This is a genomic window from Scytonema hankhaensis NUACC26 (assembly GCF_045865695.1).
Taxonomy (GTDB): Bacteria; Cyanobacteriota; Cyanobacteriia; order Cyanobacteriales; family Nostocaceae; genus Scytonema.
The window spans coordinates 233,860-260,461 of the sequence record NZ_BAACAP010000255.1 but is presented as its reverse complement, the minus strand read 5'-3'; the positions used below and the strand labels follow the sequence as shown (position 1 = coordinate 260,461).

Sequence of the window (26,602 nt, the reverse complement as noted above, 5' to 3'; positions counted from 1 at the left end):
TTGGCGATTGGTGATTGAGTTGAGTATGTCTTTTTTAATCCCTAGTCCCCAGTCCCTAGTCCCTAGTCCCCAGTCCCTATTCTCTGCTGCTTCAGCACTGGAAAATATGGCTTCGCCTGCAAAGCAAGGGAAAACGATCGCGACCATTGCACTCCAGATACCTAAACTAGTGCGAGCGCAAGGCATGACACCTCTACTAGCTAGGGTAGAGCGCAACATGAAAAATGCTAGATTTTGGCAATTTCTTTCTTTTGTGCCAAATTTTTTAGTTATTTCAACTTTAAGGTTTCTTGTTTTCATCGCTTATCCTCTGAAAACGCAGGCGTAACACCAAAATTCACTCTTACCATACTGTTAGGCGCTAGCTTGACTAGGCGAGACTGACTGTTCCTTTCAATGAAGTACGTGTTAGGAGCCAGACCATAGCCTGGTAAGCTTGTCAAGTCTAATGTTGCTGTTCGATGCCCCGGAATGACGTTAGCTAGGGAGAACAATCCTTTAGCATCGGTGACGATGCGATTGCCATCATCCATGTAGACTACGGCGTTAGGAACTCCTGGTTCGTTGGGTTGTTGTTCGCCATCAAAATTTTTATCAACAAATACTCGTCCAATCAAGGTGCCGCAATCTGAGACTATTCCAGGTCGAATTCTCACTAGGTGGCTGGCTTGGTTACTTGTCAAGTTTCCAGAACTTGCTTGTGCTAAGTTTCTACCTGTGCCTTGAATGGCATCTGGTGTGACTTCAACGGCATAACGGACATCTAAGGTTTGATTGGGCTGTAGTGGAGTTGTTGAGGTAATTGTGATGTTACGATTTGAAGTCGCGTTAGCAGTTAAAGGAACTCGCGTACTTCCTATGGAACCTTGTAACGTGTTGGGAACAAATCGCAACCCTACAGGTAATCTGTCCGCGATCGTTATGGTGGGTAGTGTTGCCCTACCCGTATTTCTAATAGCAAGACGGTAAACAACGTTGTCACCTGGTTCAGCCGCTGCGCGATCGCCTGTTTTCAATATTTGTAAAGCACCTTGACCCGCTCTAAAAGTGACTGAATTGGACGATCTTGTGTCTGTAATGTTGCTTGCACCAGAACCAGCAGTATTTGTGATTACTCCCGTAGGCGTCTGTGCTACAGACGGCAGGAAAGTGTAAGTAAAAATACCTGAGATGGTAAAGGTAAAAAAGAGGCTTTTATGCCTCAACCTTGAGGATATAAAAGTCATTGCTCAACCGATAGCAAAGGTTTGTCTTTGGTTTAGGTTTCTATAAAACCAACCATTATTTTCCGTTAATCCTACACTCTCTTAGTACGTCAGATTTTGACTCTTGAAAATCTTGTTAGGTATAACAACATTGACTTTCAATATGAAGGAATTTTGAGTTTCGGCACAGAAAAATATACGCATATCTCAAAACTAGAATTGAATTGCGAAGATTAAGCTTCTGCTTTTACATGAAAAATATTGCAGAGTCTCTCATAAAAGTAAACTCTTGCAGTGACGACAGTGCTTCCATTGCAGCGAGCTACCTACAATCGGGAAGCAAGTATTGTACGCAAATAGTTTCTTGTGAATACACAATGGTATTTTGCTGAAAGCGCCTTTTTACTGTTAATACAAGGCATACACTCCGCTTGTGATGGAGCAATAGGTGGGATATTGATCTGCTTTTGATACCATTGTGTTTTTTCACTTTTCCGTTACAAAACGTTTATTTTTTTACTGTCAGAGTATAATAATGAGTATCTATCCGCGTTGAACACAGACTTCTTGTCTAACAGTACTTAGCAGATGAACACCATTGACGCTCTGACTGGGAGACACGCAGATATTACAGCCGTATTCAGTTAAATCCCTTCGTGAAAGAGCGCGAAAGAACTGCACGGCTTGTTGCACTGTTTTACCCAGATTTCAATGAGCTGCTCAAATCGTTTTCAAAACAACTGAACTTAGACATACGAGATGTCATTTTATCAGTGAATTGGTAATAGGGAAAGCCCAAGCTATACCCAATCCACAGATTAAAGCATCATCAGAATTGGCTTTGAACAAATACGTTTTAGAAGAATAATACAGTAAACTGTAAACAATGCACCAGCTTGCTTTATTGAATCTTTATTTTTGACTAGGTATTACGTAAAAGCATTATCATCTAGAAGTATCTCACAAACAATTTAGATAGATAACAATTTATCTCAAAATTTACGTATAAAAATTATCTCTTTATGAAGTTTAAAAGAGATTTAGCATACATTTGCTGTTTTTATTACATAGTGACCAATGACCAGTGACCAGTGACCAGTGACCAGTGACCAGTGACCAGTGACCACTGACCAGTGACCAGTGACCAGTGACCAGTGACCAGCGATCGGTAAGTAAGTCTATGTTTGAATAAGATATGTCCGCTCGTCTGATAATATGAATAGTCTATTTATGTGTAAAATGGAAATTTCGAGCGCAGTCAAGGATTTTGCGCCCAGAATTTATGGTATGTTAAAATATGCGCTGAAAGTCAGCAGCTTAAAATAATGTGGACTAACAACCTAATGCCGTTTAACTAATACGTGTCATCGTAATCATGTGTTTCGACTCGTCTAACATCGCTGCGAGGTGGTAAAAACTCGGGACGACGTACAGGCGCAAGTGGTGGCGTAGGACCATTATAAGGATGAATGACTTGTACGGTGCGGGCAGGACGGGGCTTTTGTGAAAACAAAGCGTTTATCCCAGCGACGACAACGCCACCACCAACAGTTAAAGCCATACCACCTACAGCCCAAACAATACCTGACGACCACCAAGGATTTTGTGATTGCTGCAATGCTGCTTGCTGTGCTGCTTGTGCTTGATTTTGCTGCTGAGCACTCCACTGAGCCAGGGTTTGTTGGATTTGTCCCTGAAGTTGTTGATTTTGTTGTTTGAGGTCTACATTTTCCTTCTGGAGTTGGGCGTTTTCCATCTTCATCCGTTCCATCTGTACCCGCAATTCTTCAGTATTAGGGTTTATCGGGGTTGGATTGGGATATGTTGGATTGGGATACGTAGCAGATGGAGCCATCACTGGTGGTGCTACTACAGTTGTTGGTGGCATCTGTGGAGTTACACTGAAGCCCGACTGGATGGGATTTGCTGAGCCTTTGAGTAGCAAAAGAGCTGCCAACCCAGCTACGGCAACTCCGCCGATAAATGCCATACTCTCACTCATCGCCCTCTCCCTTAATTTGCAACGAAACAACTACTGTCGTTGACTGACGCTCTCTCACACTCATAAGATATATATCCTACTGAATTTTACATACAGCCCTTTACCCTATTTTGCGGTATGATTTTGTTTTTTACCGCTACATATACGCTTTTTATATTCAAGACGATATCTGTTAAATTGTCTACCAACAAAAGGGAAAAAAAGCTCGCATTTTTTACATAAAAAAATTAAGTAACCATGCTTAGTCAAGATGTAGTAATTGCTGTCTTGAGACTTTGACAAAACTCGGCAATGGCAGTCAGTCCTTGCTGTGAAGTTCCTTCTGCCAAACGTTTGACAAAAGCACTACCAACTATGACAGCATCGGCTCCCCATTCTTTTACTTGTTTGGCTTGTTCTGGTTGCGAAATGCCAAAACCGACACCAATAGGTTTGTCAGTAACGCTACGAATCTGTTGTAGTAAATCTGAGACTCGGACTTCCAGCGTGCGTCGCATTCCTGTAACGCCTGTTACGCTAACCAAATAAATAAACCCAAGGGATGAGCGAGCAATGGCTTCTATACGTTCGGAAGAACTCGTTGGAGCAACCAGCAAAATAACGTCAATATCTTTTTCAGAAGCTATTTTCAGTAAATTAGATGACTCTTCCAACGGTAAATCTGGTACAACCAAGCCTGCTACCCCAGATGCTGCTATATCTTTAAAAAATTTTTCAATTCCACGATTGAGAATTGGGTTGTAATAATTAAACAAAATAATAGGGGCTTGTAAATCTGGAGTTACGTTTTGTAACATTTCCAGCACTTTATCCAAAGTTATGTTTTGTTGTAAAGCGCGAGTTGCTGCGGCTTGAATAATGGGTCCATCTGCTAGAGGATCGGAGTAAGGAACACCCAATTCAATAATGTCTGCTCCATTGCGATCCAGAATCCTCAACGCTTCTGCCGTTGTTTCTAAATTCGGATCGCCAGCTGTGATAAATGGAATCAGAGCGCATTGGGACTGACTTGCAAGATTTTTAAAGCGATTAGAAATAGGTGTCATTTGTCATTTATCATTTGTCAGTTGTCCTTTGACAATATACCTAAAGACAAAGGACAAATAACAAAGGAAGAACAAATTTAAACTTGAGATTGTTCTTCTCGTTCGATTTCAGCTTGAATTTTGGCTAATTCTTCAGGAGAAAGTTCTTCCAAGCGCTTTTGGAAAAAGGCGTCTTCATACTGTTGGCGTTGCGTGTGGTAAGTCATTTTTTTGCCTACTGCACGGAACAAATAGGTTAGCAACCAGAGAATCAATCCAGCAAACAGCACGGCTTGCGTCCAAATACCAGCTTGTGCGCCATCTAAACCCGCTAGCTGTAGTGACAGATACACCAAGCCACTTAGTATAAAAATGCCAAAACCTATTCCAATAGCGTCAATGCGTCGCATGAGAAGTTTCAAGAATGAAGTATCAAGGATGAAGTACGAAATGTTTGTCTGCACAAGTATATGTCCAGACCTCATACTTTACCCTTCATACTTTTATAGCGTTTCCTGGTCTACTAAAGTACAGAGCCTAAACTTGAATTTTTCGTGGTTGAGGTCGATAGTTGATAACAGGTGACAGAAGCAGTAAACCTGGGAAGAACAAAAATACTAGAAAGTACATGAAAGTACGTTCCACAGAGCTAGCTACATACCACCGGAATTTTAAGTACAGCAGGACAGCTGCTGGTACGACGAGTAAATAAGCTCCTGCCAAAACCAAATACAGTAGCGCTACAACCATAATTCTTAGCTCTCGGTAAAAAAGACCTATTGGTGCATCTATTTTCCATAATAAGGAATTGAGGACAAGGCGGACAAGGGGGCAGCGAACAGTGACCAGTGACCAGTGACCAGTGACCAGTGACCAGTGACCAACTTTAACTGGACAAATGACAAAATTAGTGGTGAAATAAATAAAGAACGTCAGCCAAAAACTGATTTCTTTTGCTATAATCGTCCAAGTGTGGATTGAGGTGAGTAAAAGTCAACCTCATCAGCAAAACCTAGATTCAATCTGGGGGTGTGGCGGAATGGTAGACGCTACGGACTTAGAAAACTGAGCCTTGATAGAGAAATCTTTCAAGTGACTGCTCTCAAACTCAGGGAAACCTAAATCTGTTTAACAGACATGGCAATCCTGAGCCAAGCCAAGATGGTTAGAAGTCATTTTTGACTTGTCCTTCGGTTAATTACTAAGAACAAAGGACAAACAACAATGACAGATAATTAACTAGGAAGGTGCAGAGGCCCGACGGGAGCTACCCTAACGTAAAGTCGAGGGTAAAGGGAGGGTCCAATTCTCAAAGCCTTGGTGTTCTGTAGAAGTGTAAGGCAGTAGTGAAAGCTACAGGAGAATGAAAATCCGTTGACCGTAAAAGGTCGTGTGGGTTCAAGTCCCTCCACCCCCATTAATTAACGGTGTAAACACAAGTTAGATTTACCCCCCTTGGAAAGGGGGGTAATTGGGTTTCCAGTTCCCTCCCCAATCCATCGGGGAGGGTTAGGGTGGGGTAAAAAAGCTCTAAAACCTTGCTTTGTAAGTTATTTCAAACTTGTATACACCGGAGGTCCTTGTCAAGGGGAAGGTTAAGATAAGGTATCATAAAATACAGTATTATTTCCTGTATTTTCTATGATATTTGATAAAGGTTTGGTGTAAATATCTCGGTAATTATAAGGCTTTCTCAAACTTCTTTTAAAGAAATACTGAACTTTTCAAGAAATGATTGATACGGCTGGTATGTCAAGTTAAGCTGATAAGAATATGAACTGGGTATTCTTTGGTCTTAAAAAATACCATGACCGCTAACAGCTTAACGAGTAGTCAGAGCAATCAATATACTTTTGACTCTGAAAATAAACGTCTGGATTTAGATATTGCACAAGAAAAAATATATAACTATTTTATTGAAATTGTCAAAACCTGGGAACCTGAAGATGTTTTGCTAGAATTTAATCGCTTATTCCTAGGATTTTTTGAGGCTGTTAATTCTGATTCAATCACAGGAATCTATGAACTCTTTTCCAAGGATGAAGAGCAGGAGTTTCTTCATACACTTAAGCGCTGTTGCTATATTTTGATTAATAACTGGGAAAGTAACAGAAAACATAAATACATTCAAGAATTGGTTAATTTGTTTTCTATTTATAAAGATTTTAAACACGAGCAATTTACAAAAAGGAGTCTTTATGCTAAGTGGATAGCAGACTTTATTGATAGTGAAGAATATCAACATATTCAATTATTTGCTGTCAAAAATATTGACGAACAGTCCAAATCAAATTGGATTAATCGTTACTCTTCTTATCTATTAGTAGCCCAATCTTTGGATATTACCAATCCTAAAGAACAACAAGAAGCTGCTATAAAACTATCTAGACAATTAAAAGACAAATTTAAGTTTGAATTGGCAATGTATATTGCTCGTTCTCAATCTTCTACTTCAAGCACTAATCGATATAAAAATCCCAGTATTTTAGGAGATAATGTTATACATTTAATTAAAGCTATTGTTGTTAAGAAAGGTACATTTAGTTATGAAAATATTGCTAATATATTTATTCAACAAACTCAAAACCAAACTTTTGAAGAATTTAAGAATAGTTTGCAAAAGTACTTAATTTTTTCAGTTCAACAACAGAATTTTGTTGAAATGTTAAAAACGCAATTATTAGAGAAACTATATTCTTGGAAAGCAGAATGTCATGAAGAAATAATTAATAAGGATTTAGTGTTAAGAACTTGTAATAAAGTCATTGATTATTTGACAACAGAAAATGGAAAAGAACCCTCATCATTATTTATTTTATTATTATCTCAAGGTCATCCACTAACATTAGTTATTGTACTGCTGAAAATTATTCTAGTTTCTAGAAACTCGCGAATTCATTTGGAAAGTCGTATAGCTTACTTGATTCGTTATTACAATAAATATCCAGAAGACGAATGTAAGTGGTTAATTCATTTTATTGAAATTTTTAATATCACTTTTGCAATTTATGCAGAAAATGTTGAATATAATTTAATTAAAATAAAAGAAGATAAGCCGCTTGCCGAACCACAGTTAAATCTAGATGATTATCATATTTTTTCACAGTTAAAAAATAAAACTATTTAAATTAGGGCTTAAGACTGAAAAAACGTTCATCAAACCATGTTAAGATAGCTCCTGTAGTTTCGGCAAAAATACTAATAAGACGATAAAGACCGACAGCACTAATAACTAAAACTGTGGGAAAATGAGATTGTAAGAGTGCGATCGCAGTTGCTTCAAACACTCCCAAGCCACCGGGCGCACCAGGAACAATAAATCCCAGCAACCAAGAAAAGCTAAAAGCTCCAACCAACAGAGGTAAATGATTCCAGTTTAAAGGACTCAAGGCAAATAGAGTTAAAACAAAACCAAAAGCACGCAAAAAGACAAAACCTAGTTCTCCTAACAAAGGTCGTAACGGGTAATGTGAAATTGTGAAAGTTGAGTTGGAAGTAGGATCTGATTTTTTGACCTTCAAGCGTTGCACGATTGTCATTCCAAAATTTAAAAATTTTGGATGAAGTCCGCCAAGGACTCCTAGCAGGCAAAAAAGTTGTATTATCTGTAAGTACAGGGTAGAACTACCAAGTAGAAACTGACTGTTTAGCAAAAAAATAATTAACGCTGCAGCCGCCATAAGAGGTAGTTCTAATAAAACACTAAGAGTAGCAATTTCCAGAGGAATACTGGCATTTTTTGCAGCTAGGATTCGTCCATAGTAATGCCAAACATTTCCCGGTATGTATTTAGCAATATTTGTTTTTAAATAGACTTGAACAAATTGAGAAGAATGTATGGGTTGATTTAGATCTTGAAGAACCCAAGCCCAAATCCAACCTGCCCAAGTATGTGCTAGTAATGTTATACCTGTTGCAACAGCTAGAATTGCCCAACCCACAGCATCAATACGAACAGTCGCAATACCTTGCCAGTTATCCTTAAGGGCTTTTGCTAAAAAAAATAAAGTTCCACCCAGAATTAACCAGCGTAAAATTCGCTTCATCATTTTCGTAATTTAACTGATAGTTTTGATAATTATACAGATACTTGAGGAGACATCCCCGACTTCTTAAAGAAGTCGGGGCTCTTGTAGTACGTTTACATAAATTAATAATTAAATACCTAGATCGCTATAGTAATTCTAAATAATTCATGAGAAATTTTAAGTGCTGTAGGGTGGGCAATGCCTACCACATAAGTCTTTTAGTGGGCATAGCCCTACCTACAGGTATGTCATAAATTGAATAAGATAATTATGTTAAAGCGAATACCTTTATAGGTAGAAGAAATTTCTCAAAATTATAGTAACCTATATCCTTCTAAAGTTAGATAAAGAAAGCAAAACAACGATAAAAGAAATGAGACCTTTGCTAGAGGAACATTTCGCCAGTTTCTCTGTAATCTTGGTAACTGTTGGTTAAATATTCGCAAATCTTCGGCAAATAACAACCAAGCAGAAACTGAAAGTCCCATTGGAATAAGAGTATTTCGTGACGGGATTTTTTGAAGCATTATTGTTACTGTCTGAAGTGAGAAGGAGGAATTGGTGAACCGTTTAACAGCTTTTTTAAACAAATTGCGGCTACGCCAGATTTTAACTGTATTTTTGGCTGGTCTATTGTTGATAGTAAGCACTGCGTGCAGTGATGCAAAAGTTCAAGGTGCAAATCCAGAAAACCCTGCCGTACAAGCTGGTGGTGCAAACAATCCATATAAGGGTGGTGGAGATAAATATACAAATTCAAAGATGTCCAAATCTGGACTGGATCGCGCTGATTTACAGCTAAAATCCCCATCAATTATTGCCACGGCTGTTAACAAAGAAGTCAAACTTTATCCTGGTGCTGAAACACCAGAAGGGAGAGCTTATAAGGAAGCAGAATTGCCCATCAAATCTACTAAAGATTTTCAACAACCAGAACCAGGTGGTGAAATTCAACGAGAGTCTAGTGTTGTAGAACGAGCTCAAGACAGACTAGAGACTGTTGGAAAAGCATTTCAAGATGCTTCAGGATTTATCAAAGACAAAGCAGATGAAGCTGGAAATAGACCAGAAGCGCGACCAAATCCAGCAGTTCCTAAATAGTTGACTGTGAGTTGAACTTAAGTACAAAATTGTAAGGAGGAGCATTATGAGAAGAGCGATCGCAGCGTGGAAAAATTTACGTCCTATGAAAGTCTTGACAGCTTTTGTAGCAAGTGCAATCTTGTTTTTAACACAGGCTTGCAATTCTGCAGGTGCAACAACACCTAATCAAAGCGGGACAGTACCTCATCAAATTGAGGGAGAACAGTCTGCGAGACCTAACTCAAATGTATACGTGCCAAAAGGTGACAATCAACTGTCTCCTTATGAGGGTGGAATGAATAACTACAGCGATGTCGATCCTAGGATCAAATCAGCTGATGTGAAAGCAAAGTCTGAATATCTCAAAGAAAATGCTGAGCGCAACGTTATTGACGAATCCAGCAATATAGGAGAAGTTAGTCGTCGCATTCTTGGTAAAAAGAATGAGAACGCTAAAGATTTCGGCGATACTCTGCAAGAAGGCGCTCAAAGAACAGCAGACAAAGCTCAAAAAACCTCCAGTGACTTCATAAAAGGAACCCAAAGAGGTATTGAAAACATAAAGGGAAATACTAGCAATGCTGCTGGTGAAGCGGGTAGAAATGCTCGGAATAAGGCTGAAGAAGCAGGAAGTGCTATCAGAGACGCTGTTGACTAAATAGTGACCAACGAGCAGTGACTAGTGACTAATAAATAATCAGTGGGGACACGTTTTGATGACGTGTCTCTACTAGTTTTTATGTTGAAAGTACCATTGGTTTAATGCCAGTCGATGAATTTCCCGCCAAGAAACATTATGCTTTCTTGCTAATTCTGCACAGTCTTCGTATTCCGGTTGCACGTTAGAAATGGCTTTATCTTTTTCTTGACCCGTCCAAGCAACTTTAACACGTACTACACCATATTCAATCTCTACTTGTTGAATTTCTCGTGAAAGAACAGCACGCTGTTGAGTAGAACGGCGAATTCCTAAAGTTGTGGTTTCGCGAAATAAAATCGCTTCACAATTAGGTAAATTTTCTGGATGGCAGATTGCGGTTAGTAAAATTCCCGGACGGGATTTTTTCATTCCAATGGGTTGGGTAAAAACATCTACTGCACCAGCAGCAAACAACGTATCAAATAAGTAACCAATCGCTTGGGGGTTCAAGTCGTCTATTTGGGTTTCCAAAATTGCGATCGTTTCTACGGTTGGACTATGGGCAATGTTTGCTTCACCAACCCACAAGCGTAAAATATTTGGTATTGGTAAATTGATAGAACCAGATCCTAATCCTACTTGTTTGATGGTCATGGGAGGTGGCGACCCAAAGTCAACTGCAAGAGTCGTAACAATAGCAGCTCCTGTTGGCGTCACTAATTCCCGTTCAATACCGTTACTATACACCGGACAACCGCGCATTTCCCACAATTTCAAAACGGCTGGTACTGGCACTGCCATCTGACCATGCGCCGCTTTGACAGTTCCCCCGCCTACTGGTTGGGGCGAACAGTATAGTAAGGGCAATTCTTTTTCGTTGCTTTCAATTCCTAGCCAATCTAGTCCCAAACAAGTCCCAACAATATCTACAATTGCATCTATTGCACCTACTTCATGGAAATGGACTTTTTCAGGAGGAACGCCATGCACTAGCCCTTCTGCTACTGCCAATTGTTGAAATACAGCTAAACTCCACGCTTTAGCACGTGATGGTAATTCAGCGTTTAAAATCATCTCCCGGATTTCAGGTAAGTGGCGTCCGTGATGGTGACTGTGATGGGAGTCGTGGTGGTGATGGTGATTTATTAAGTTCACATGAACTTTAGTCGCCTGTTGACCATTACGAAGAACGAGTTCTGTCTCAATTTGGTACTCGCGCTCAATTCCCAATTTGTTGAGATTTTCAGTCAAGTAATCTAAAGGAACGCCCAGGCTAACCAAGCTACCCAAGCACATATCACCTGAAATACCTGTTGGACACTGAAAATAAGCTATTTTCGTCATTAGTTAGGGGGTAGGGGTTAGGGGGTAGAGGTTAGTGGAGGCGTAAAGAATTGCGCCCGTACATAAAGTATCACTAACCTTGTTTGTTTGCCAGTTCCCTGTAGTGGAAAGAATTTGCAAGCACCAGACAGTACTAGTTTCGCTACTCCCAATCCCTAACCCCTAACCCCTAACCCCTATTTATCTCCTATGGCAAAAATTTTCCAAGTTCATCCTGATAATCCACAATCTCGACGAATAGAAGAGATACAAGCAGAATTGCGACGCGGCGCGGTGATGCTTTATCCTACTGATACGGTTTATGCGATTGGATGCGATCTAAATGTTAAGTCGGCAGTGGAGCGAGTGCGGCAAATTAAACAGTTAGCAAATGATAAACCGCTAACATTTCTGTGTCCCTCTCTCTCAAATGTCACTACGTATGCTTTCGTAAAAGACACAGCCTACCGAGTTATGAAACGTCTGATTCCCGGTCCATATACGTTTTTGCTACCTGCAACTAAGTTAGTACCGAGGCTGGTACAAAATCCAAAACGGAAAACAACTGGAATTAGAGTACCAAATCATACTGTCTGCTTGGCACTGTTAACGGCCTTAGAAAACCCAATTATTTCCACTTCAGCCCACGTGCCTCCAGATGATGATGTAGACGATGAGTTGCTTGAGGTAGAAACAGACCCTTTCCTCTCTCGCGTGGAAATGTTCGATCGCTTGGACAATTTGGTAGATGTAATTGTGGATACTGGCGAGGAACCCACGTATGAAGTCTCTACCATTTTGGACTTGACAGGAGAACAACCAGTTTTAACTAGGCAAGGTTTGGGTTGGGAAAAAGCAGCAACGCTAGTATAAGCTTTATACATCACTACTTCATCAGACGATTTCGGATGTCCATTGGTTCAGCGCTCCAGTTTTACGATTGTCATACTTATTAAGCTGAAAGTGCAGATCGTTTAACCAGGTAGAAAGCTTTACTGAGTAAAGACTAGAGCCGTTTTGATGTTGTGGCTAGCGATCGCGTGCCACTGAGTATCTGGTGGCTTATGAAAAAAGCGACACAATGGAATACCTGTAACTTTTCCGGATTATCTACAGTCATATATGTAAGCAGTGCTGATGGCGGTTCTTGACATATGAAGAATATGTAAGTTATTCGTCAGTAGAAGCTTGACACGTCAGCGCTGTTTATGCTTTGTCCTTACGGTGCTATACCACTCCCAGAAACATCATGAAAGCAAACCTCGCCAATCTACCTACCCCAACACCAGATTTCAATCGCGAAGCTTCTACCGAACAATCCCAAACCATCAGTACAGATGCTTTGGTACAAATGCTGTGTCAGGATATGCAGTCTGAGGTGAAAACGTCACTTGAATGCACCGAAGCCGTAGCAAAGCGCATAGCCAGAGAAGTAGAACGTATTTGTGATAAAAGTTCTCGTATTAAAACGTCCGGACAAGTTACGTCTTGGTTAATCACTTTAGCTAGACATCGGTTACAAAAATGCTTGCACTACTACCAATTAGGTTCAAAAAAAGGTCGGGTCGAATTACACAGTCAACTTGGTGCTATGGTTTATCGTCACGTTGCTACACCTAACTCCGATTTAGGATTTGATGCCCGTTATAACCTAATTGAAGACTTTTTACAAGCATTTTATTTGGAAGCTATTAAAGCTTTCCGCCGAGAAAACGAATTAGCTGAAGATTACACGCCTCGGACTCAATTAGAACTTGCAGAATATATGGCGTTTACCGAACAGTATGCCAAGCGCCGCATTAACTTACCCGGCGGTGCGAATCAACAGCTGGTTATACTCCGCGCTCAAGGTTTTGCTCGTCGTTTGCCTCAAGAAACAACAGTCGATATTGAAAGGGCAGTTGAGTCTGGTAAGACTGAAGACTCCGAATCATACCAACGCAATTCAGCAGTCCAACAAGTGCGTTCTCAAATGATTGCACAACCAAACTTCGATCCAGCTGAAGAATCAGAACGCGATCGCGTTATTTCGGAACTGGTAAAATACTTAGAATCGCAAGGACAATCTGACTGTGTAGATTACTTAACATTAAAATTGCAAGATTTTTCCGCCCCTGAAATCGACCAAATTCTTGGTCTGACCAGTCGTCAGAGGGATTATTTACAACAGCGTTTTAAATATCATGTGGAAAAATTCGCCAAACAACACCACTGGCAACTGGTACACCAGTGGCTAGGTGCTGGATTAGAGCAAAAGTTAGGTTTATCGTCTCAACAATGGGATATATTTTTAAGTCAATTGACCGAACAGCAACGCCAAATCCTAGACCTAAAAGCTGAAAAGCAAAGCGACCAAGCGATCGCTAAAGCTGTTAAATGTACGCCTAAACAACTACAAAAGCGCTGGACTCAACTATTAGAACTTGCATGGGATATTCGTAACGGAAACACTGAAATTCAGGCTGGTTAAAGTCATGGTTATTTGCATATACATTAACCAATCTATTTCTGACTTTACCCTAATTGTTTAAATGTTTATTATACCTTTCTTCTCTTTAGGTTTAACTCAAATTTCTTCTCTATGTTCCCCCGCAAATCATACTATGAGTGGATTTTAGATTTTAGATTTTGGATTAAGAGTACTTTATTATGGCTTAAATTCAATCAATATCTTTCATAATCTCTTCTCAAAATGGTATAATTTCGTCTCTTGATTAGGAAAAATTCAAATTAAGAAGCGGGGGTATACAGGGAAGTCAAAAATTTAAAAATATCAAATATCGCTAAAAATAATTAATCAGATAAGAATCTATTTTTATTAAAATCATAGCTATTATAAGAAAATGTTTGTAAAGTCTTGCTTGTATCGATATCCCCCTAAATCCACCTTAAAAAGGGGGACTTTGAGGGTCTGTTCCCTCCTTTTCAAGGGGGATTGTGAGAGTCTGTTCCCCCCTTTTCAAGGGGGGCTAGGGGGGATCTAAAGTTTTGGATACCCCAGCAATTACTTTTAAAACATTCTCTAAATATTTGTGAAAACTTAGATTCCCGACTTCTTAGAGAAGTCGGGAATCTGAAACTCAAATATGCTTGCCATAGCAAAGGCAACAAAAATTAACTGGTCACTGGTCACTGGTCACTGGTCACTGGTCACTGGTCACTGGTCACTGGTCACTGGTCACTGGTCACCGTATTAAGATAAAATTAGAAAGAGAAACCAACACTCATCTTACATCAAAACCATCTCAAATCAAATGTTTGAAGGATTTTGGGAAAACGTCTTTAGATATCCCCGTTACTTAGTAACTATTCTCTTAGGCGTAGTGTTAAATGCATTTTCGCCCTTAATACCATTGTTTAAACGCCCAGTGACCCTAGTTGCTCTTTTGGGATTGATTGGAGGTAGTCTCGTTTTCATCACTCTGACTTTGCGAGCAATGCTGGGCTTAAGCGCAGTTTAGTCTGAAGTTTAGAGATATTTTCATCATTACAACCTCTTGTGAGGAGATCGCTTGTTATGGCTACAGATCGCCGTATTTCCCGAGTTGCTGAATTAATAAAACGGGAAGTTAGCCAAATGCTACTCAACGGTATCAAGGATGACCGTGTGGGTACGGGAATGGTAAGTGTTACTGACGTTGATGTCTCAGGCGATTTGCAGCACGCCAAAATCTACGTCAGCATCTATGGTTCGGAGGAAGCAAAAGCAGAAACAATGGCTGGGTTAAAGTCAGCGACAGGTTATGTCCGCAGCGAACTAGGTGCAAGAGTTCGCTTGCGTCGTACACCAGAGGTGGTTTTTATTGAAGACCGTTCTATAGAACGCGGAACTAAAGTCCTGTCACTTTTAAATCGATTACAGGAAGAACGGAAACTCGATAAGGAAGACAAATATGATGAAGAATCTTCTCAAGAAGATTAAGTAACGTTAACAACAATCAATTTCTGGTACATTAGCCAAACATTTTACAGACGCGATCGCCTCGCGTCTGTTTCAATATTGATATATATAAAATTTAAAGTTGAGGAGTGAAAAACATAAGATATATTAATGATTATCTTGTTAAGAGCCTCATGGTAATTAGACTTATTTCAAATGAAATATGAAACTTAGATTTTTGACTGCTAAACTCAAGCCATTGCCGATCGCGAGGCACAAGGCGGGGCAAAAGGTTCTCCTTTCCTTAAGAAAATATTAATAAGTCAGGACTGATGAATCTTTGTGTTGTAGGGTAGCCTTTGTGTTTTACAACACTTTATACTCTCCATCCCAACCATTATCCCAAAGATATTTTCTGACCTATTGTTATTTATGATATACCCCACCTGTTTTAGACAAACGCATTACCATATTTACCGTGCGCGTACCACGAACTCCAAGAATGTCAGAGTTCTTTGACAATCGTAACATTTCTTCATATAATTTGAGGATATGTAGCGTCAAAATGAAAATAGTTCCGTATATAAAACTACAAAACGGTAGCAACTAGTCTTCTTTTTCTGGTGATGTTTGTTCCCAACAAATTTTGGGAATACTACTTAGGTGTTAATCTGCGAGCAAAAAATTATGAGTGTGAATACGGTGCCTTCTGTTAGTTACTATTCTTTAGACGTGATACAAGAGGAAGCACGGCGGTTAGTTCAAAGGGGATTGGTAAGCAGACAGCAGCCAATCTACACCCTGTGCCAATATATTCCAGCTAGAGAGTGGGTATGCATTGAATGCGAATTGGAAAAGTGTGATTTTTTATTACGCGATCGCATTGCCGATCTGATTGGTCGAGAACAATGGGACAACGATTGATCGGTTTTTGATTTGATGTATGAATTAGGAACTGATTTCGGAGCTAGTACAAAAAGGCGGAGTCTGGAGGTAAAAGACACAAAAGCTTAAAGAAAAAGCTTTTTGTCTATTAGTACCGATTGCCTTACTTCTGCCGATCTGTACTAAAGGTTTTGATGGCAAGAGACTTCATCTTCGATTGTTAAATGCTGTTCTTTACTACATCATCAACCTAGAACAATCCGGAATATAGATTATTTCAGGTCTAATAAATACATATGTACTGGTTTTTATAAAATTTCCAGAAATGCACCCGCGTGTAGCCGTTTTAAGCAACTAGTGTTTGAAACGTAGCTACATCGGGTGTAATTACTTTTTACTCCAAATACTGATTAACATCCTCGATAACTCGCGTCAGTTCAGCTTCTGTTGTTAAGCGAATATTAAGATCGCGGATAGTTAACAGAACTTTAGCAGCGAAGGGAGTGGGCCAAATATTAGGATTACAAAAAATTTCTAGGAACACTTCTCCCGTATATCGATATTCCATGGGAGATTGTGGTGTAGGTTTACTACTACCAGAGGCGGTTTTAGCAGACACTGCTTTTAGACTATTCATCAACTGGTCAAGATTTGACTTAAGTTCTCGTGCTGCTTCAAGTGAAAAACTAAAAGAAACAGAACCTTCAACTAAATTCAGTGTTAAATGAGTTCCGGGCATAAGTTTTCTATCAAACGTCTAAATAACTCATGTTACCGGGATTTAACCTCAAATAGGTCATTTGTCATTTGTCATTGGTTATTGGTCTTTTGTAAAGGTTTTACTGTATTTATATATCTTTACATAGTTCGTTTTAATATAAGGGTTTGCAACATTCTTTCAAAGTGGTAAGTTTTACGATGTAAATTGTAAAACATAAGTAGTTAGGCGCAAATAAACCGAACTACCTTGCAAAATGTAAATACACATAAAATCCTTACCGATGAAAATCTTCACTAGAATCCTTTCCAATGACGAATGACAAGTGACTAATGACAATAATTTTATGACTTACGATAACAGGGGTGCAGTACAAAGAGTTTTAATTATCACTTTATTGCTAAACATATTCGTTATGGCATTGAAAGCTGTCGTGGGATATCTGACAGGTTCCCTAAGCTTGCAAGCTGATGCCTTACACAGTGTAACTGATAGTGCCAACAATATTTTGGGATTAGTTGCTAGTCGGTTCTCTTCTCCACAACCCGATCGCGAGCACCCTTACGGACACCAAAAATTTGAAGCAGTGGGAGCATTAGGGATTTCTGCTTTTTTAGGTATAGCCTGTTTTGAAATTCTCCAAGGAGCCGTGGAAAGAATCATCAATGGCGGCGATCTAGTTAGAATTTCACCGCCAGAATTATGGATATTGTTAATAGTTTTAGGAGTCAATATTTTTGTAGCTTTTTACGAGCGCGATGTGGGACAGAGAGTTGGTAGCCCGATTCTGATTGCTGATGCCAAACACACCATGAGCGATATTTGGGTAACAATTTCTGTAATTTGTGGCTTAATCGGTGTATGGTTGGGCATTCAATGGCTAGATGTCGCTTTAGCTTTTCCTGTGGCGTTGTTGGTTTTTTGGAGTGGCTGGACTGTTTTAAAAGAGAATTTACCTTGGCTAGTTGACCAAATAGCGATCGCACCGGAAGCCATTCATGCGATCGCTGTTTCTGTTCCTGGTGTTATCAACTGCCACGATATTGCTTCTCGCGGAGTTTTAGGTCGTCAGACTTTCATTGAGATGCATTTAATAGTGGACGCACCAGATGTAGAGACTGCTCATCAAATTACAGAGGAAGTAGAAAGGCGGTTAGAAGAACGTTTTCATCCAGTTAGGATTCTCATTCATGTCGAACCGCCTACCTATAAATCAAATCATATTACTTTTTGATGCCGACCATACCATTTCACTGGTCACTGGTCACTGGTCACTGGTCACTGGTCACTACTCAGGTGATTATTCCCACTCTATAGTTCCAGGTGGCTTGGAGGTAATATCGTAAACGACACGGTTGACGCCTTTTACCTCATTCACAATTCGGTTAGAAATTGCTTCGAGAACATCGTAAGGAACACGCGCCCAGTCTGCTGTCATACCATCTTCACTTTGTACAATCCGCAAAACGATTGGATAAGCATAGGTACGTTGGTCGCCCATGACTCCTACACTGCGAATTGGCAATAATACTGCAAAAGCTTGCCAGTAATCGTGATACAAACCTCGTTGGTTAATCTCTTGACGCACGATTAAATCAGCATCGCGTAAAATATTTAGGCGATCGGCAGTGACTTCACCCAAGATGCGAATTGCCAAACCAGGTCCGGGGAAAGGATGCCGTTGTACGATTTCTTCTGGCAAACCAATGGCACGTCCGACTTTACGAACTTCATCTTTAAAAAGCTTCCGCAAAGGTTCCACCAGTTTAAATCGCAAATCTTTAGGCAATCCCCCAACGTTGTGGTGACTCTTGATTTTTACTGCAACTCGTTCCCCTGTTTGTGGGTCAACATTAGTATCGGCAGATTCGATCACGTCTGGGTAGAGAGTTCCTTGTGCCAAATAATCAAATGGACCTAATGTTTTGGAAGCTTCCTCAAATGCGCGGATAAACTCGTGTCCGATCATACGACGTTTTTCTTCGGGATCGGTAACGCCAGCCAATGCGGAAAGAAAACGCTCTCTAGCATTGACGTATTCTACTGGAATATGAAACTGCTCTTGGAACAATTTTATTAACCTCTCAGGCTCATACTTCCGCATAAAGCCTTGGTCAATAAAAACACAAGTCAGTTGGTCGCCAATTGCTTTGTGCAGTAAGAATGCCAACGTAGAAGAATCGACGCCTCCTGAAAGTGCTAGCAACACTCGTTTTTCACCGACTTTGGCACGAATTTCTCGAATTGCATCTTCTACAAAAGCTGCTGTCGTCCAAGTTGGTTCGCACTCGCATATGTGGTACACAAAGTTACGAATTAAAGCCAGACCGCCAATAGAATGAACGACTTCTGGATGAAATTGAACTCCGTAGAGTTTTTTCTTGTGATGGGCTACAGCCGCACAAGGGGTATTTTCTGTATGTGCCAGCACTTCAAACCCAGGTGGCATATCGAGCACTGAGTCACCGTGACTCATCCACATAGTTGTGCCATCTTCAACATTAGTCAGCAAATCTGTCGGATCGTCTATATATAGAGAGGCTTTTCCGTACTCCCCTCGGTCAGCCTTTGCCACTTCTCCGCCCATTTGTTGCACCATAAGTTGCATGCCGTAGCACACACCCAAAACAGGAATTCCTAAATCCCATATCTTTGGATCGCAATGAGGAGCTCCATTGTCGTACACTGACTTTGGTCCACCGGAAAGGATGATTCCTTTGGGATTGATCTGACGCAATGCTTCAGCTGTGGTGCGATAGGAAAGGACTTCTGAATAAACTTGTGTTTCCCTAATTCGACGAGCAATCAGTTCGGAATATTGAGAACCGAAGTCTAGAATTACGATGATTTGGCGATTGAGTTGCCTCAAAGATTCCTCTGTTTGAGGCGCTTGTTGTGTGGGTAGAGTCACCGCTGTATTCATGACGGAGATGGTGTTAAGTAGAGTGAAAGATTGACAACGATAGAGTCTTGATTTATACCAGCTTCTGTTTTACCAGCTTGTGATGGTAAAATAACTCTTCCTTGGACGCAACTTCGCTGTGTGACTGTACAGACCTTATATGTAGCAGTGAGATTACGAGAAAACTTACTCCAGCCTGGTAAAAAAAGTTATTGAAAGTTAGTGTTTAAGATTATTCATATTAAATTAACATAATTTTGCCATGAGAGTATGTGCAGTTTTACTTTTTACAATAACTTTTCGATCGCGATCGAAAAGGACAGACCCTACAGATGGCAATGTACCTGCTTCACCTATTTGGTTCTTAATGTATTCTCGCGAACGAGAATCGATTTCTCCAGCAATATAATTTGAAAGTATTATACCATGACTTAGAACGGATACATTGGGAAGATAGCCCTGTGGGTCGGGTACCCCGTCCCTGTTTAAAACACAGGGGTTCTCACCCTCCCATACTGTTTTGATAGGATTTGCTTAACATTTTGTAAAGCTGCTTCTACAAGCACCTGACCGAGCCAATTAGCTGTTTTCACCAGTTGTTCTGGATCGCTCCCCAGTTTTTGCACTAAATCTAAACCATTCTCACCAACACAAAATACTAAACAATCAAACCGATCTACTTGTATTGTAACTGTTCTCAAAAAGCGTCCAACTGAGCTGGAGCGCTTAATGGTTGAGAAATCCCTGTCGTTCCAAGTAGCGAGCGACCTTCAACAACACCAAATGCAGCGTTGGAAGTCCGAAGGGCAAGAGCTTTTCCCTCTAGCAAAATAATTGTTACAATAATTCTCTATTGAGTCATGGACATTATGAATTATGAATTATGAATTATGAATTATGAATTGGCAATTGATAAAATATTTCAGATTTCAGCATTCATAATTCATAATTTTTTGCATATTTTCCCAAGAGATATCTTGTTGAATGTAACGGGGTGATTCTGGATTGTAAGGGCTTGCAACTCGATCTATCTTGAGAATTTTTGCGTCATCTCGAATTACAGGTATGTCGGGGTCGAAAGCTGTTGGACGCATTAATGAACTGGAAAAACCTTTGAAAATAGCAATTTGGTCTTGTTCTCCAGCAATTTCTACTGTTACTAGTAAAACTTCTTGAGGACGTTTAATAGTGTATTGTTCCAATCGTTTGCCAATAGAATTGTCCATAAATTAATAATTTATTGATAATTAGTAGGTTACAGTAGTTTTTCAGTTCACGAAACATAATTTTGTTATACCATGGATATCCTCACCTCTTAGTGTTAAGTTAAAGCCAATGCTTAAATGTCATTTATTCATAGGGGTTCCAAACGTCTATTATTCAGTTAATGAATTACAATGAATGAGTATGGAACCCAATAACAAGCAAGCTCAGGGGCTTTATAGGCTTTGTTACCGACTGACTAACGCAATCTACCCTGGCTGGCAGTACAAAGCTGTTGAGCTTGTCAGAATGGATGAGCGTACTGGAAATCTATACGTATTTGCTGGAGATAGTCTTGACTTTGAAATCAAGCCAACAGGAGGATACAAGCCATGACATTAACAAATTATGAGGCGATGAATCTTGATGAGTTACGTCAGTATGTCTTAACTCATCGAGAAGACATAAGTGCTTTTCATGTTTATGTCGATCGTTCAAAAGCCGTAGGGCGAATGATTACAATTAATCCAGATGACCCAAACTGGGAGGAGAATTTAGAGCAGAGGATTCAGCAAGCAACCTCTGGTGAAGCAGAGTCACAATAGGCGTCTTCACTGGTTGCATCTGAAGAAGTTGGTATACTGTTTAAGCCGTTTGCTAATAGAGTTGTTCATAAATCAATACTTTATTGTTCTTGTGGAACGGGCGGGAAGCCCGTTTATATTCGAGAGGGCGGGCGAGGACGCCCACCCCACAAGTTGTGAGTTAGTAGTCTGTGAAATGCATTCTTATTTATAAATTACAAATTATTGATTATTGAGGTGTTGCTGAGCGTCCTTGCTTGCCTAACTTAATCAGGACAAAATAGCTGAGATAAAGGACGTAAATGACTAAACCGATAATGCCAAGAAAGCCAAGAAAGCCTGGTTTGGTATCGTGATGGAAATAATCTTTAAACATAAGCGGGGCTTCAAACCAGACACGGCAATACGATGTTGCGATCGCAGTTTCTGAAAAAGAACAAATTATAAAAGGTATCAAAGCGAATGCACCTAAAACACAGTATATAGCCACTGCCCATCGCCATGACGTAAAAACTAACTTGAGCGGTTCGTTTGGCTGATACTCTATTTCATCATTGAGATCTATCCAGAACCATAATGAAACAGGAATTAAAATACGAGCTATCAATCCTGAGATGAAGCTAACGCCAAATCCACCAATCATTAAGTAAATTGTAATGGCTAGTAAACTGGCAACTCGCCAGTAAATCAGAAGTAAACGTTGTATAGCTTCAGCTTTTTGTACAAAAGCCCAAAGTAGCAAAATTATGGGCAAAACGAGTGTAAATAATACTCCTAATCGGTAGTCTATCCAAACTAGGGGACGAAACCAAACGTCATTCATAAAATTTCCTCAAATCAGTGAACAGTGACCAGTGACCAGTGACCAATTACCAATTACCAGTTAACTGTAACTAATCATTACCAATCACATGACTACAGTTTAAGTTTTCCACCAATGCGTTCAATCACCCACTAACTAGTAAACACTTTGCTTACTATTCACCAAGCGCTCTTTACTGGTCACTGGTCACTGCTTAACTGGTCACTGTAAAAAGAAAACCTCACTCTGTTTCCCTAGATCCTGCTTTAGCATAGAATGACTAAGGTTGGAGTGAGATTTCATACACAAGTGCTATTAAAGCACAAAATTTTTGTTAAGAGGTGCCTGGATGCGTTCCCACCAGCTTTAAAATTGATAGTTGTAGAGTTAACTCTTAGTCTTCGTAAACTCTGCACTCATCTGCTTCTGGGTTAGCATCACAGTATTGTTCGAGAGATGTTTTGCGCTTTGCTTGGCGTTGGTGAGAAGCTTCAGCTTGTAGTTCTTCCACTGCATCCCAAGCTGCTGCACATTCAGCAGAACTGCTACCTGTGGTGTCACATGTAGCACGGGCTTGTTCAACTTCTTGGTCGATTTTGTCTTGGATGTTGCTCATTGTCTTAATTTTTGTTGCGTGTTTTCAATACTAGTATAGAAAAATTTCAAAAAAGACAGTTTTTCGTACCATCATCCCCCATTCTACTGTGTCGGTGCAATAATTTTTTCAGTTCATGGAGCTGTGCTTAAAAACTATTACAGCATTTTTCACGGCGCTCGTGTATTCTTCTACAATGTCTTAAGATTTTGAAACTTTACCAAAAAGGTGTAGATTATACAATACTTCTTAAGAATGATACCGAAAGGTAATAACTATAATCATCTTGAGGAGCTTGCTAAGGGATTTGCAGAAAGTCGCATGAATTCGTGTAGGATGCGTTATAGTAGTCCCCAAAATAGAAATAATAAACCGGCTTGCTTAACAACAAAAGCCCTCAAGAATAAATAGAGTGTAAACTCATGGCAGACCAAATGCAGTGGGCAAATGCCCTATCAACCCGTCCTTCCTTAGAAGCAGCTGTTTCAGATGTAGTACAGCGCACTGTCTCATCGTTAACAGCACCTCCAGATTTAGGGCTGTTGTTCATTTCGTCTGCTTTTACGAGCGAGTACTCTCGGCTTTTGCCACTACTGAACGAGCAACTATCAGTACCTGTATTGTTAGGTTGCAGTGGCGGAGGTGTGATTGGTACAACTTGGGGAGGCACAACACAAGAGTTAGAAGCAGAACCTGCACTCAGTTTAACTTTGGCACACCTACCTGGGGTCAATATTAAGCCATTTCATATCGATCCTGATGAATTACCCGATTTGGATAGCGCACCAGATGCTTGGATAAATTTAATTGGCGTACCACCATCACCCGCGCCGCAATTTATATTATTGTCTGGCTCTTTCTCTTCAGGCGTGAACGATTTATTACAGGGATTAGATTTTGCATATCCTGGATCGGTAACAGTGGGAGGACAAGCGAGTGGTGGCGGTTTGGGAGGTCGCATTGCTCTTTTCTACAATGACCAACTCTATAGAGAAGGAACTATCGGCGTCGCCCTAAGCGGTAACATTGTTCTGGAAACGATTGTGGCACAAGGATGCAGACCAATTGGAAGACCTTGCCAGGTGACAAAAGGCGATCGCAATATAATTTTAGAACTCAATGAGGAAGTGCCGTTAAGGGTATTGCGAGATTTAATTGGCAATCTTAGTGAAGAGGATCGGATGCTGGCACAGCATTCCTTATTTGTTGGTTTAGCTATGGACGAATTCAAGCAAGAATTGCATCCAGGAGATTTTCTGATTAGAAGTATTTTAGGAGTAGAACCATCCGCCGGAGCAATTGCGATCGCGGATTATATTCGTCCCGGACAACGGCTGCAATTCCACTTACGCGATGCCCACGCTTCTGCTGAAGATTTAGAATTCTTGCTACAAAGGTATCAGAAAGAGCGTTCTTCCGCCGTCGCCCCAGTAGGTGCTCTCATGTTTTCTTGCGTTGGTAGAGGAGAAGGTCTTTACGGAAAGCCAGATTTTGATTCCCAATTATTCAATCGCTACCTTAAAAACATACCACTAGCAGGCTTCTTTTGTGGCGGCGAGATCGGACCTGTAGGTGGTAGTACAATGATACACAATTATACCTCTGTGTTTGGAATTTGTCGTTCGGTAAATAGCTAATTGCTAGTAAAAGGGAATGGGGAACGGGGAACAGGGAACAGGGACTACCTCAACGTGGGGGTGAGAAACTGTTAAAGAATTTCTGCTCAGAGCTGCTCATTGCTCATCTTTTTTGAGGAGAGGTTGACTATTGTTAGCTCTTTCAGGTAAAGTTGGAATCCAGTCCTGAATAACTTCTGACATTGAGACTTCCAATTTTCAATCAAGACGCTCTACTTTTTGCCGTTCAGTGTCAGTCAGTTTCACAACGCATCTATAATCTCAAGCCATTTTAAGAATTACTCTGTTAAACATCTTGTCTCAGTAATAGCATAAGAGCTCGGTGGAAAGGTGGTGAAGCAAATGCCTCAAGTTTATCAAACTTATGTGACTCAGATTTCTAATAATTTAACGGTGGAAACACAAGTGCTTGAGATGCTAGAGAAGTTCTCAAGAGTAGCAGCCCAGATGTCAAAAATGGCATTAGAAGGTTTGCAAGATAACATGAAAAAGGAGAAGTTAAACTCCTTAATTCAAAACGATTTTGGTGTCAACAAACGCCATGCCAATAGTGTGATTAATTTTGTGTCAGGTGAGTTAGAATCAGCTCGGTTGTGCCAGACCAGACATATTAATACACTGGATGCCAAAATCAAATCAGTTCAGGCAGAAATTGCGAGATTGAACAAAAGATTGAAGAATCATCGGGAGTATGCTCGAGCCGTAGAGAAGCATAAATTAGCCATCAAGTCTCCTCAAAAAACTAAAGCCCGAAAGCTAAAGAAAGTTCCATTACTGAAGAGAACACCAGAATTTGATGATGCCTGTCCCATTAATGGTCAGTCTCATGGTCAAACTTACTTGCAACTAGCTAAACAGCAATTGCATCAAAAAAAGCGTCAATTGCGGATGTATCAAGACCGCCGAACTCAAGTCATCAAACGAGGGATCAAAGTGAATTTGGGTTTAAACGGTAAGATTCCATTTGTCGGGAGTACTAATGAAACTAACAGCAATCAAATCTGTCAGCTAACACCGGGTGTCATCCCCAGTTTAAAAATTCGTGTGCCTTATTTTTTAGAGTCAATATACGGCGAATATTGTACCTTGCCACTTCAGAAAATTAATAAGTATGGATATGACTTGATAGTGACCGCTTGGGCATTAAACAACGCTCTCACTTATGTGTTTAGCCTTAATCAAAAAGGAAAGTGGGTAGTAGCTATTACTTGTTTAGTTAACTTCTCTATTACCAGTCATGACAAAACTTGTGGATGTATTGGCTTAGATATTAATCCCGGAACTATTGGTTGGTGTGCGACTAATCGTCACGGAAATCCCGTAGCATGGGGAAAAGTTAATTTAGATTTACATTCGTGTTCAACCGAGCAAACAGAAGCTAGGCTAGCTACGGCTATTACAGAAATCACAGCCAGAGCAAGGGCAACTAAAAAGCCAATTGTGATTGAGAAGTTAGACTTTTCCCACAAGAAGAGGCAATTCAAACGCGGTCGCAAGTACAATCGAATGCTCTCTGGTTTTGCTTATGCCAAGTTCTTTGAATTGTTAAAAGCTCGATGTTTAAAGCTAGGCATCCTCGTTCTAGAGGTTAGTGCCAAGTATTCTAGCCAAATCGGCGTTGTCAAATATATGAAACGTTATGGCATGGGTAGTGATAGCGCGGCGGGTCTAGTTTTAGCCCGTCGTGGCATGGGGATTTACCATGAGAAACTGCCAGCGAGATACGCCTTTCAGACTTCGGTTCGCCCTGAAGCTCGTCAGCACGTCTTTGCACATTGGCAGCGATTCCATAAGCATTACTTGAAGCTAGGTTCTCGTCATGCTTGGTTTGGTACACCTACTCTGACAGGGTCTGCGGGTGATGGCTTGGTGAACACCGGAAATCTTGGGTTTCCAAAGCTTCGGCATAAGCATGGGAGTCCAACTCCCCATCCGTCTGTGAAGGCGTGAATCCTTCAAGGTAGGAGGAATTGACCGCTATTCCTCCGGTTGAAGAGATTTGCTCATGCGTGAGTAGATCTGAGTAGACTTTATCGAGCGGCTTGAGACCCCTAAAACATACGTACCACCAATTTATCGGTATAATGGTG

General features: G+C 40.4%; 29 protein-coding genes. 14 read left to right on the top strand and 15 right to left on the bottom strand.

Features of this window, described 5'->3' with window-relative positions:
* The 6 genes from ACKTT2_RS52270 to ndhL all read right to left on the bottom strand — a co-directional run.
* Nucleotides 1-300 (bottom strand): hypothetical protein (locus ACKTT2_RS52270; protein WP_407901011.1); only part of this gene is annotated, 300 nt, incomplete at its 3' end.
* Nucleotides 297-1,226, bottom strand: coding sequence for a DUF11 domain-containing protein (locus ACKTT2_RS52265; protein ID WP_407901010.1), 930 nt, complete (start codon nucleotides 1,224-1,226; stop codon nucleotides 297-299). The genes ACKTT2_RS52270 and ACKTT2_RS52265, both read right to left, overlap by 4 nt.
* Before the next feature lie 1,333 nt (nucleotides 1,227-2,559).
* On the bottom strand, nucleotides 2,560-3,207 hold the full coding sequence (locus ACKTT2_RS52260) for a coiled-coil domain-containing protein (protein ID WP_407901009.1): 648 nt from the start codon (nucleotides 3,205-3,207) through the stop codon (nucleotides 2,560-2,562).
* Nucleotides 3,208-3,452: 245 nt separating this feature from the next.
* On the bottom strand, nucleotides 3,453-4,253 hold the full coding sequence (gene trpA, locus ACKTT2_RS52255; RefSeq protein ID WP_407901008.1) for a tryptophan synthase subunit alpha: 801 nt from the start codon (nucleotides 4,251-4,253) through the stop codon (nucleotides 3,453-3,455).
* 77 nt (nucleotides 4,254-4,330) lie between these two features.
* Entirely contained in the window at nucleotides 4,331-4,642 is a 312-nt protein-coding gene (locus ACKTT2_RS52250) for a DUF3007 family protein (RefSeq protein WP_407901007.1), read from the bottom strand.
* A gap of 127 nt (nucleotides 4,643-4,769) precedes the next feature.
* Complete coding sequence (ndhL, locus tag ACKTT2_RS52245) at nucleotides 4,770-4,982, bottom strand: NAD(P)H-quinone oxidoreductase subunit L (RefSeq protein WP_407901006.1); 213 nt, start codon at nucleotides 4,980-4,982, stop codon at nucleotides 4,770-4,772.
* Between the two features lie 1,057 nt (nucleotides 4,983-6,039).
* Here ndhL and ACKTT2_RS52240 point away from each other — a divergent pair.
* On the top strand, nucleotides 6,040-7,359 hold the full coding sequence (locus tag ACKTT2_RS52240; protein ID WP_407901005.1) for a Sll1247 family protein: 1,320 nt from the start codon (nucleotides 6,040-6,042) through the stop codon (nucleotides 7,357-7,359).
* Between the two features lies 1 nt (nucleotide 7,360).
* On the opposite strand, the gene ACKTT2_RS52235 is transcribed toward ACKTT2_RS52240, so the two are convergent.
* Nucleotides 7,361-8,281, bottom strand: coding sequence for a UPF0104 family protein (locus ACKTT2_RS52235; protein WP_407901004.1), 921 nt, complete (start codon nucleotides 8,279-8,281; stop codon nucleotides 7,361-7,363).
* Between the two features lie 540 nt (nucleotides 8,282-8,821).
* Between ACKTT2_RS52235 and ACKTT2_RS52230 the strand changes: the two genes are divergently transcribed.
* On the top strand, nucleotides 8,822-9,361 hold the full coding sequence (locus tag ACKTT2_RS52230) for a DUF6658 family protein (protein WP_407901003.1): 540 nt from the start codon (nucleotides 8,822-8,824) through the stop codon (nucleotides 9,359-9,361).
* A 46-nt stretch (nucleotides 9,362-9,407) separates the two neighbouring features.
* Nucleotides 9,408-10,001 carry a hypothetical protein gene (locus ACKTT2_RS52225; protein WP_407901002.1) on the top strand — a complete coding sequence of 198 codons (594 nt, stop codon included), beginning with the start codon at nucleotides 9,408-9,410 and terminating at the stop codon, nucleotides 9,999-10,001.
* A 72-nt stretch (nucleotides 10,002-10,073) separates the two neighbouring features.
* On the opposite strand, the gene larC is transcribed toward ACKTT2_RS52225, so the two are convergent.
* Nucleotides 10,074-11,327, bottom strand: a complete 1,254-nt coding sequence (larC, locus tag ACKTT2_RS52220; RefSeq protein WP_407901001.1) for a nickel pincer cofactor biosynthesis protein LarC — start codon at nucleotides 11,325-11,327, stop codon at nucleotides 10,074-10,076.
* Nucleotides 11,328-11,516: 189 nt separating this feature from the next.
* Between larC and ACKTT2_RS52215 the strand changes: the two genes are divergently transcribed.
* The 5 genes from ACKTT2_RS52215 (at nucleotide 11,517) to ACKTT2_RS52195 (ending at nucleotide 16,110) form a co-directional block, all read left to right on the top strand.
* Entirely contained in the window at nucleotides 11,517-12,179 is a 663-nt protein-coding gene (locus ACKTT2_RS52215; protein WP_407901000.1) for an L-threonylcarbamoyladenylate synthase, read from the top strand.
* 376 nt (nucleotides 12,180-12,555) lie between these two features.
* Complete coding sequence (locus ACKTT2_RS52210) at nucleotides 12,556-13,776, top strand: HetZ-related protein (protein ID WP_407900999.1); 1,221 nt, start codon at nucleotides 12,556-12,558, stop codon at nucleotides 13,774-13,776.
* A gap of 784 nt (nucleotides 13,777-14,560) precedes the next feature.
* Nucleotides 14,561-14,767 (top strand): DUF751 family protein, encoded by a 207-nt coding sequence (locus ACKTT2_RS52205; protein ID WP_407900998.1) that lies wholly within the window; start codon nucleotides 14,561-14,563, stop codon nucleotides 14,765-14,767.
* A gap of 56 nt (nucleotides 14,768-14,823) precedes the next feature.
* Complete coding sequence (rbfA, locus tag ACKTT2_RS52200) at nucleotides 14,824-15,228, top strand: 30S ribosome-binding factor RbfA (RefSeq protein WP_407900997.1); 405 nt, start codon at nucleotides 14,824-14,826, stop codon at nucleotides 15,226-15,228.
* Nucleotides 15,229-15,873: 645 nt separating this feature from the next.
* Nucleotides 15,874-16,110 carry a DUF4327 family protein gene (locus ACKTT2_RS52195; protein WP_407900996.1) on the top strand — a complete coding sequence of 79 codons (237 nt, stop codon included), beginning with the start codon at nucleotides 15,874-15,876 and terminating at the stop codon, nucleotides 16,108-16,110.
* Nucleotides 16,111-16,465: 355 nt separating this feature from the next.
* Here ACKTT2_RS52195 and ACKTT2_RS52190 read toward each other — a convergent pair whose 3' ends face one another.
* Complete coding sequence (locus tag ACKTT2_RS52190; protein ID WP_407900995.1) at nucleotides 16,466-16,810, bottom strand: hypothetical protein; 345 nt, start codon at nucleotides 16,808-16,810, stop codon at nucleotides 16,466-16,468.
* Between the two features lie 325 nt (nucleotides 16,811-17,135).
* Between ACKTT2_RS52190 and cdf31 the strand changes: the two genes are divergently transcribed.
* Nucleotides 17,136-18,023 carry a CDF family zinc efflux transporter Cdf31 gene (gene cdf31 / locus ACKTT2_RS52185; protein ID WP_407900994.1) on the top strand — a complete coding sequence of 296 codons (888 nt, stop codon included), beginning with the start codon at nucleotides 17,136-17,138 and terminating at the stop codon, nucleotides 18,021-18,023.
* Nucleotides 18,024-18,089: 66 nt separating this feature from the next.
* Here the strand turns inward: cdf31 and guaA are convergent, their stop codons facing one another.
* Entirely contained in the window at nucleotides 18,090-19,712 is a 1,623-nt protein-coding gene (guaA, locus tag ACKTT2_RS52180) for a glutamine-hydrolyzing GMP synthase (RefSeq protein ID WP_407900993.1), read from the bottom strand.
* A 241-nt stretch (nucleotides 19,713-19,953) separates the two neighbouring features.
* On the opposite strand from guaA, the gene ACKTT2_RS52175 reads away from it, so the two are divergent.
* Nucleotides 19,954-20,100 (top strand): hypothetical protein, encoded by a 147-nt coding sequence (locus ACKTT2_RS52175; RefSeq protein WP_407900992.1) that lies wholly within the window; start codon nucleotides 19,954-19,956, stop codon nucleotides 20,098-20,100.
* A gap of 76 nt (nucleotides 20,101-20,176) precedes the next feature.
* Here the strand turns inward: ACKTT2_RS52175 and ACKTT2_RS52170 are convergent, their stop codons facing one another.
* The 3 genes from ACKTT2_RS52170 to ACKTT2_RS52160 all read right to left on the bottom strand — a co-directional run bounded on the left by ACKTT2_RS52170 (nucleotide 20,177) and on the right by ACKTT2_RS52160 (nucleotide 20,917).
* Nucleotides 20,177-20,392, bottom strand: coding sequence for a cobalt-precorrin-5B (C(1))-methyltransferase (locus ACKTT2_RS52170; RefSeq protein ID WP_407900991.1), 216 nt, complete (start codon nucleotides 20,390-20,392; stop codon nucleotides 20,177-20,179).
* Nucleotides 20,389-20,520 carry a cobalt-precorrin-5B (C(1))-methyltransferase gene (locus ACKTT2_RS52165; protein ID WP_407900990.1) on the bottom strand — a complete coding sequence of 44 codons (132 nt, stop codon included), beginning with the start codon at nucleotides 20,518-20,520 and terminating at the stop codon, nucleotides 20,389-20,391. The genes ACKTT2_RS52170 and ACKTT2_RS52165 overlap by 4 nt, the downstream gene beginning before the upstream one ends.
* 100 nt (nucleotides 20,521-20,620) lie before the next feature.
* On the bottom strand, nucleotides 20,621-20,917 hold the full coding sequence (locus ACKTT2_RS52160) for a DUF7734 family protein (RefSeq protein WP_407900989.1): 297 nt from the start codon (nucleotides 20,915-20,917) through the stop codon (nucleotides 20,621-20,623).
* A 175-nt stretch (nucleotides 20,918-21,092) separates the two neighbouring features.
* On the opposite strand from ACKTT2_RS52160, the gene ACKTT2_RS52155 reads away from it, so the two are divergent.
* Nucleotides 21,093-21,290: a DUF6888 family protein gene (locus ACKTT2_RS52155; protein ID WP_407900988.1), complete on the top strand. Its 198-nt coding sequence runs from the start codon at nucleotides 21,093-21,095 to the stop codon at nucleotides 21,288-21,290.
* A complete protein-coding gene (locus ACKTT2_RS52150) occupies nucleotides 21,287-21,499 on the top strand; it encodes a DUF6887 family protein (protein WP_407900987.1) in 213 nt (70 codons plus the stop codon). Before ACKTT2_RS52155 ends, ACKTT2_RS52150 begins: the two co-directional genes overlap by 4 nt.
* Nucleotides 21,500-21,707: 208 nt before the next feature.
* Here the strand turns inward: ACKTT2_RS52150 and ACKTT2_RS52145 are convergent, their stop codons facing one another.
* Both ACKTT2_RS52145 and ACKTT2_RS52140 read right to left on the bottom strand, forming a co-directional pair.
* Nucleotides 21,708-22,301 carry a DUF3177 family protein gene (locus ACKTT2_RS52145; protein WP_407900986.1) on the bottom strand — a complete coding sequence of 198 codons (594 nt, stop codon included), beginning with the start codon at nucleotides 22,299-22,301 and terminating at the stop codon, nucleotides 21,708-21,710.
* A gap of 373 nt (nucleotides 22,302-22,674) precedes the next feature.
* Complete coding sequence (locus tag ACKTT2_RS52140; RefSeq protein ID WP_407900985.1) at nucleotides 22,675-22,896, bottom strand: Calvin cycle protein CP12; 222 nt, start codon at nucleotides 22,894-22,896, stop codon at nucleotides 22,675-22,677.
* Between the two features lie 401 nt (nucleotides 22,897-23,297).
* Here ACKTT2_RS52140 and ACKTT2_RS52135 point away from each other — a divergent pair, with 401 nt between their 5' ends.
* Together ACKTT2_RS52135 and ACKTT2_RS52130 are read left to right on the top strand one after the other, a co-directional pair.
* A complete protein-coding gene (locus ACKTT2_RS52135; RefSeq protein WP_407900984.1) occupies nucleotides 23,298-24,512 on the top strand; it encodes an FIST signal transduction protein in 1,215 nt (404 codons plus the stop codon).
* Nucleotides 24,513-24,854: 342 nt separating this feature from the next.
* Nucleotides 24,855-26,462: an IS200/IS605 family accessory protein TnpB-related protein gene (locus ACKTT2_RS52130; protein ID WP_407900983.1), complete on the top strand. Its 1,608-nt coding sequence runs from the start codon at nucleotides 24,855-24,857 to the stop codon at nucleotides 26,460-26,462.
* Nucleotides 26,463-26,602: the final 140 nt, after the last annotated feature.

Excerpts from the sequence above, each read along its gene's own strand:
- ACKTT2_RS52205 (WP_407900998.1), top strand. The coding sequence starts at position 14,561 with ATGTTTGAAGGATTTTGGGAAAACGTCTTTAGATATCCCCGTTACTTA.
- guaA (WP_407900993.1), bottom strand. The coding sequence starts at position 19,712 with ATGAATACAGCGGTGACTCTACCCACACAACAAGCGCCTCAAACAGAG.
- ACKTT2_RS52260 (WP_407901009.1), bottom strand. The coding sequence starts at position 3,207 with ATGAGTGAGAGTATGGCATTTATCGGCGGAGTTGCCGTAGCTGGGTTG.
- larC (WP_407901001.1), bottom strand. The coding sequence starts at position 11,327 with ATGACGAAAATAGCTTATTTTCAGTGTCCAACAGGTATTTCAGGTGAT.
- ACKTT2_RS52225 (WP_407901002.1), top strand. The coding sequence starts at position 9,408 with ATGAGAAGAGCGATCGCAGCGTGGAAAAATTTACGTCCTATGAAAGTC.
- ACKTT2_RS52135 (WP_407900984.1), top strand. The coding sequence starts at position 23,298 with ATGGCAGACCAAATGCAGTGGGCAAATGCCCTATCAACCCGTCCTTCC.
- ACKTT2_RS52155 (WP_407900988.1), top strand. The coding sequence starts at position 21,093 with ATGAGTATGGAACCCAATAACAAGCAAGCTCAGGGGCTTTATAGGCTT.
- rbfA (WP_407900997.1), top strand. The coding sequence starts at position 14,824 with ATGGCTACAGATCGCCGTATTTCCCGAGTTGCTGAATTAATAAAACGG.
- ACKTT2_RS52130 (WP_407900983.1), top strand. The coding sequence starts at position 24,855 with ATGCCTCAAGTTTATCAAACTTATGTGACTCAGATTTCTAATAATTTA.
- ndhL (WP_407901006.1), bottom strand. The coding sequence starts at position 4,982 with ATGGTTGTAGCGCTACTGTATTTGGTTTTGGCAGGAGCTTATTTACTC.
- ACKTT2_RS52210 (WP_407900999.1), top strand. The coding sequence starts at position 12,556 with ATGAAAGCAAACCTCGCCAATCTACCTACCCCAACACCAGATTTCAAT.
- ACKTT2_RS52140 (WP_407900985.1), bottom strand. The coding sequence starts at position 22,896 with ATGAGCAACATCCAAGACAAAATCGACCAAGAAGTTGAACAAGCCCGT.
- ACKTT2_RS52190 (WP_407900995.1), bottom strand. The coding sequence starts at position 16,810 with ATGCCCGGAACTCATTTAACACTGAATTTAGTTGAAGGTTCTGTTTCT.
- ACKTT2_RS52145 (WP_407900986.1), bottom strand. The coding sequence starts at position 22,301 with ATGAATGACGTTTGGTTTCGTCCCCTAGTTTGGATAGACTACCGATTA.
- ACKTT2_RS52215 (WP_407901000.1), top strand. The coding sequence starts at position 11,517 with ATGGCAAAAATTTTCCAAGTTCATCCTGATAATCCACAATCTCGACGA.
- ACKTT2_RS52175 (WP_407900992.1), top strand. The coding sequence starts at position 19,954 with ATGAGAGTATGTGCAGTTTTACTTTTTACAATAACTTTTCGATCGCGA.
- ACKTT2_RS52240 (WP_407901005.1), top strand. The coding sequence starts at position 6,040 with ATGACCGCTAACAGCTTAACGAGTAGTCAGAGCAATCAATATACTTTT.
- ACKTT2_RS52195 (WP_407900996.1), top strand. The coding sequence starts at position 15,874 with ATGAGTGTGAATACGGTGCCTTCTGTTAGTTACTATTCTTTAGACGTG.
- ACKTT2_RS52250 (WP_407901007.1), bottom strand. The coding sequence starts at position 4,642 with ATGCGACGCATTGACGCTATTGGAATAGGTTTTGGCATTTTTATACTA.
- cdf31 (WP_407900994.1), top strand. The coding sequence starts at position 17,136 with ATGACTTACGATAACAGGGGTGCAGTACAAAGAGTTTTAATTATCACT.
- trpA (WP_407901008.1), bottom strand. The coding sequence starts at position 4,253 with ATGACACCTATTTCTAATCGCTTTAAAAATCTTGCAAGTCAGTCCCAA.
- ACKTT2_RS52160 (WP_407900989.1), bottom strand. The coding sequence starts at position 20,917 with ATGGACAATTCTATTGGCAAACGATTGGAACAATACACTATTAAACGT.
- ACKTT2_RS52150 (WP_407900987.1), top strand. The coding sequence starts at position 21,287 with ATGACATTAACAAATTATGAGGCGATGAATCTTGATGAGTTACGTCAG.
- ACKTT2_RS52265 (WP_407901010.1), bottom strand. The coding sequence starts at position 1,226 with ATGACTTTTATATCCTCAAGGTTGAGGCATAAAAGCCTCTTTTTTACC.
- ACKTT2_RS52235 (WP_407901004.1), bottom strand. The coding sequence starts at position 8,281 with ATGATGAAGCGAATTTTACGCTGGTTAATTCTGGGTGGAACTTTATTT.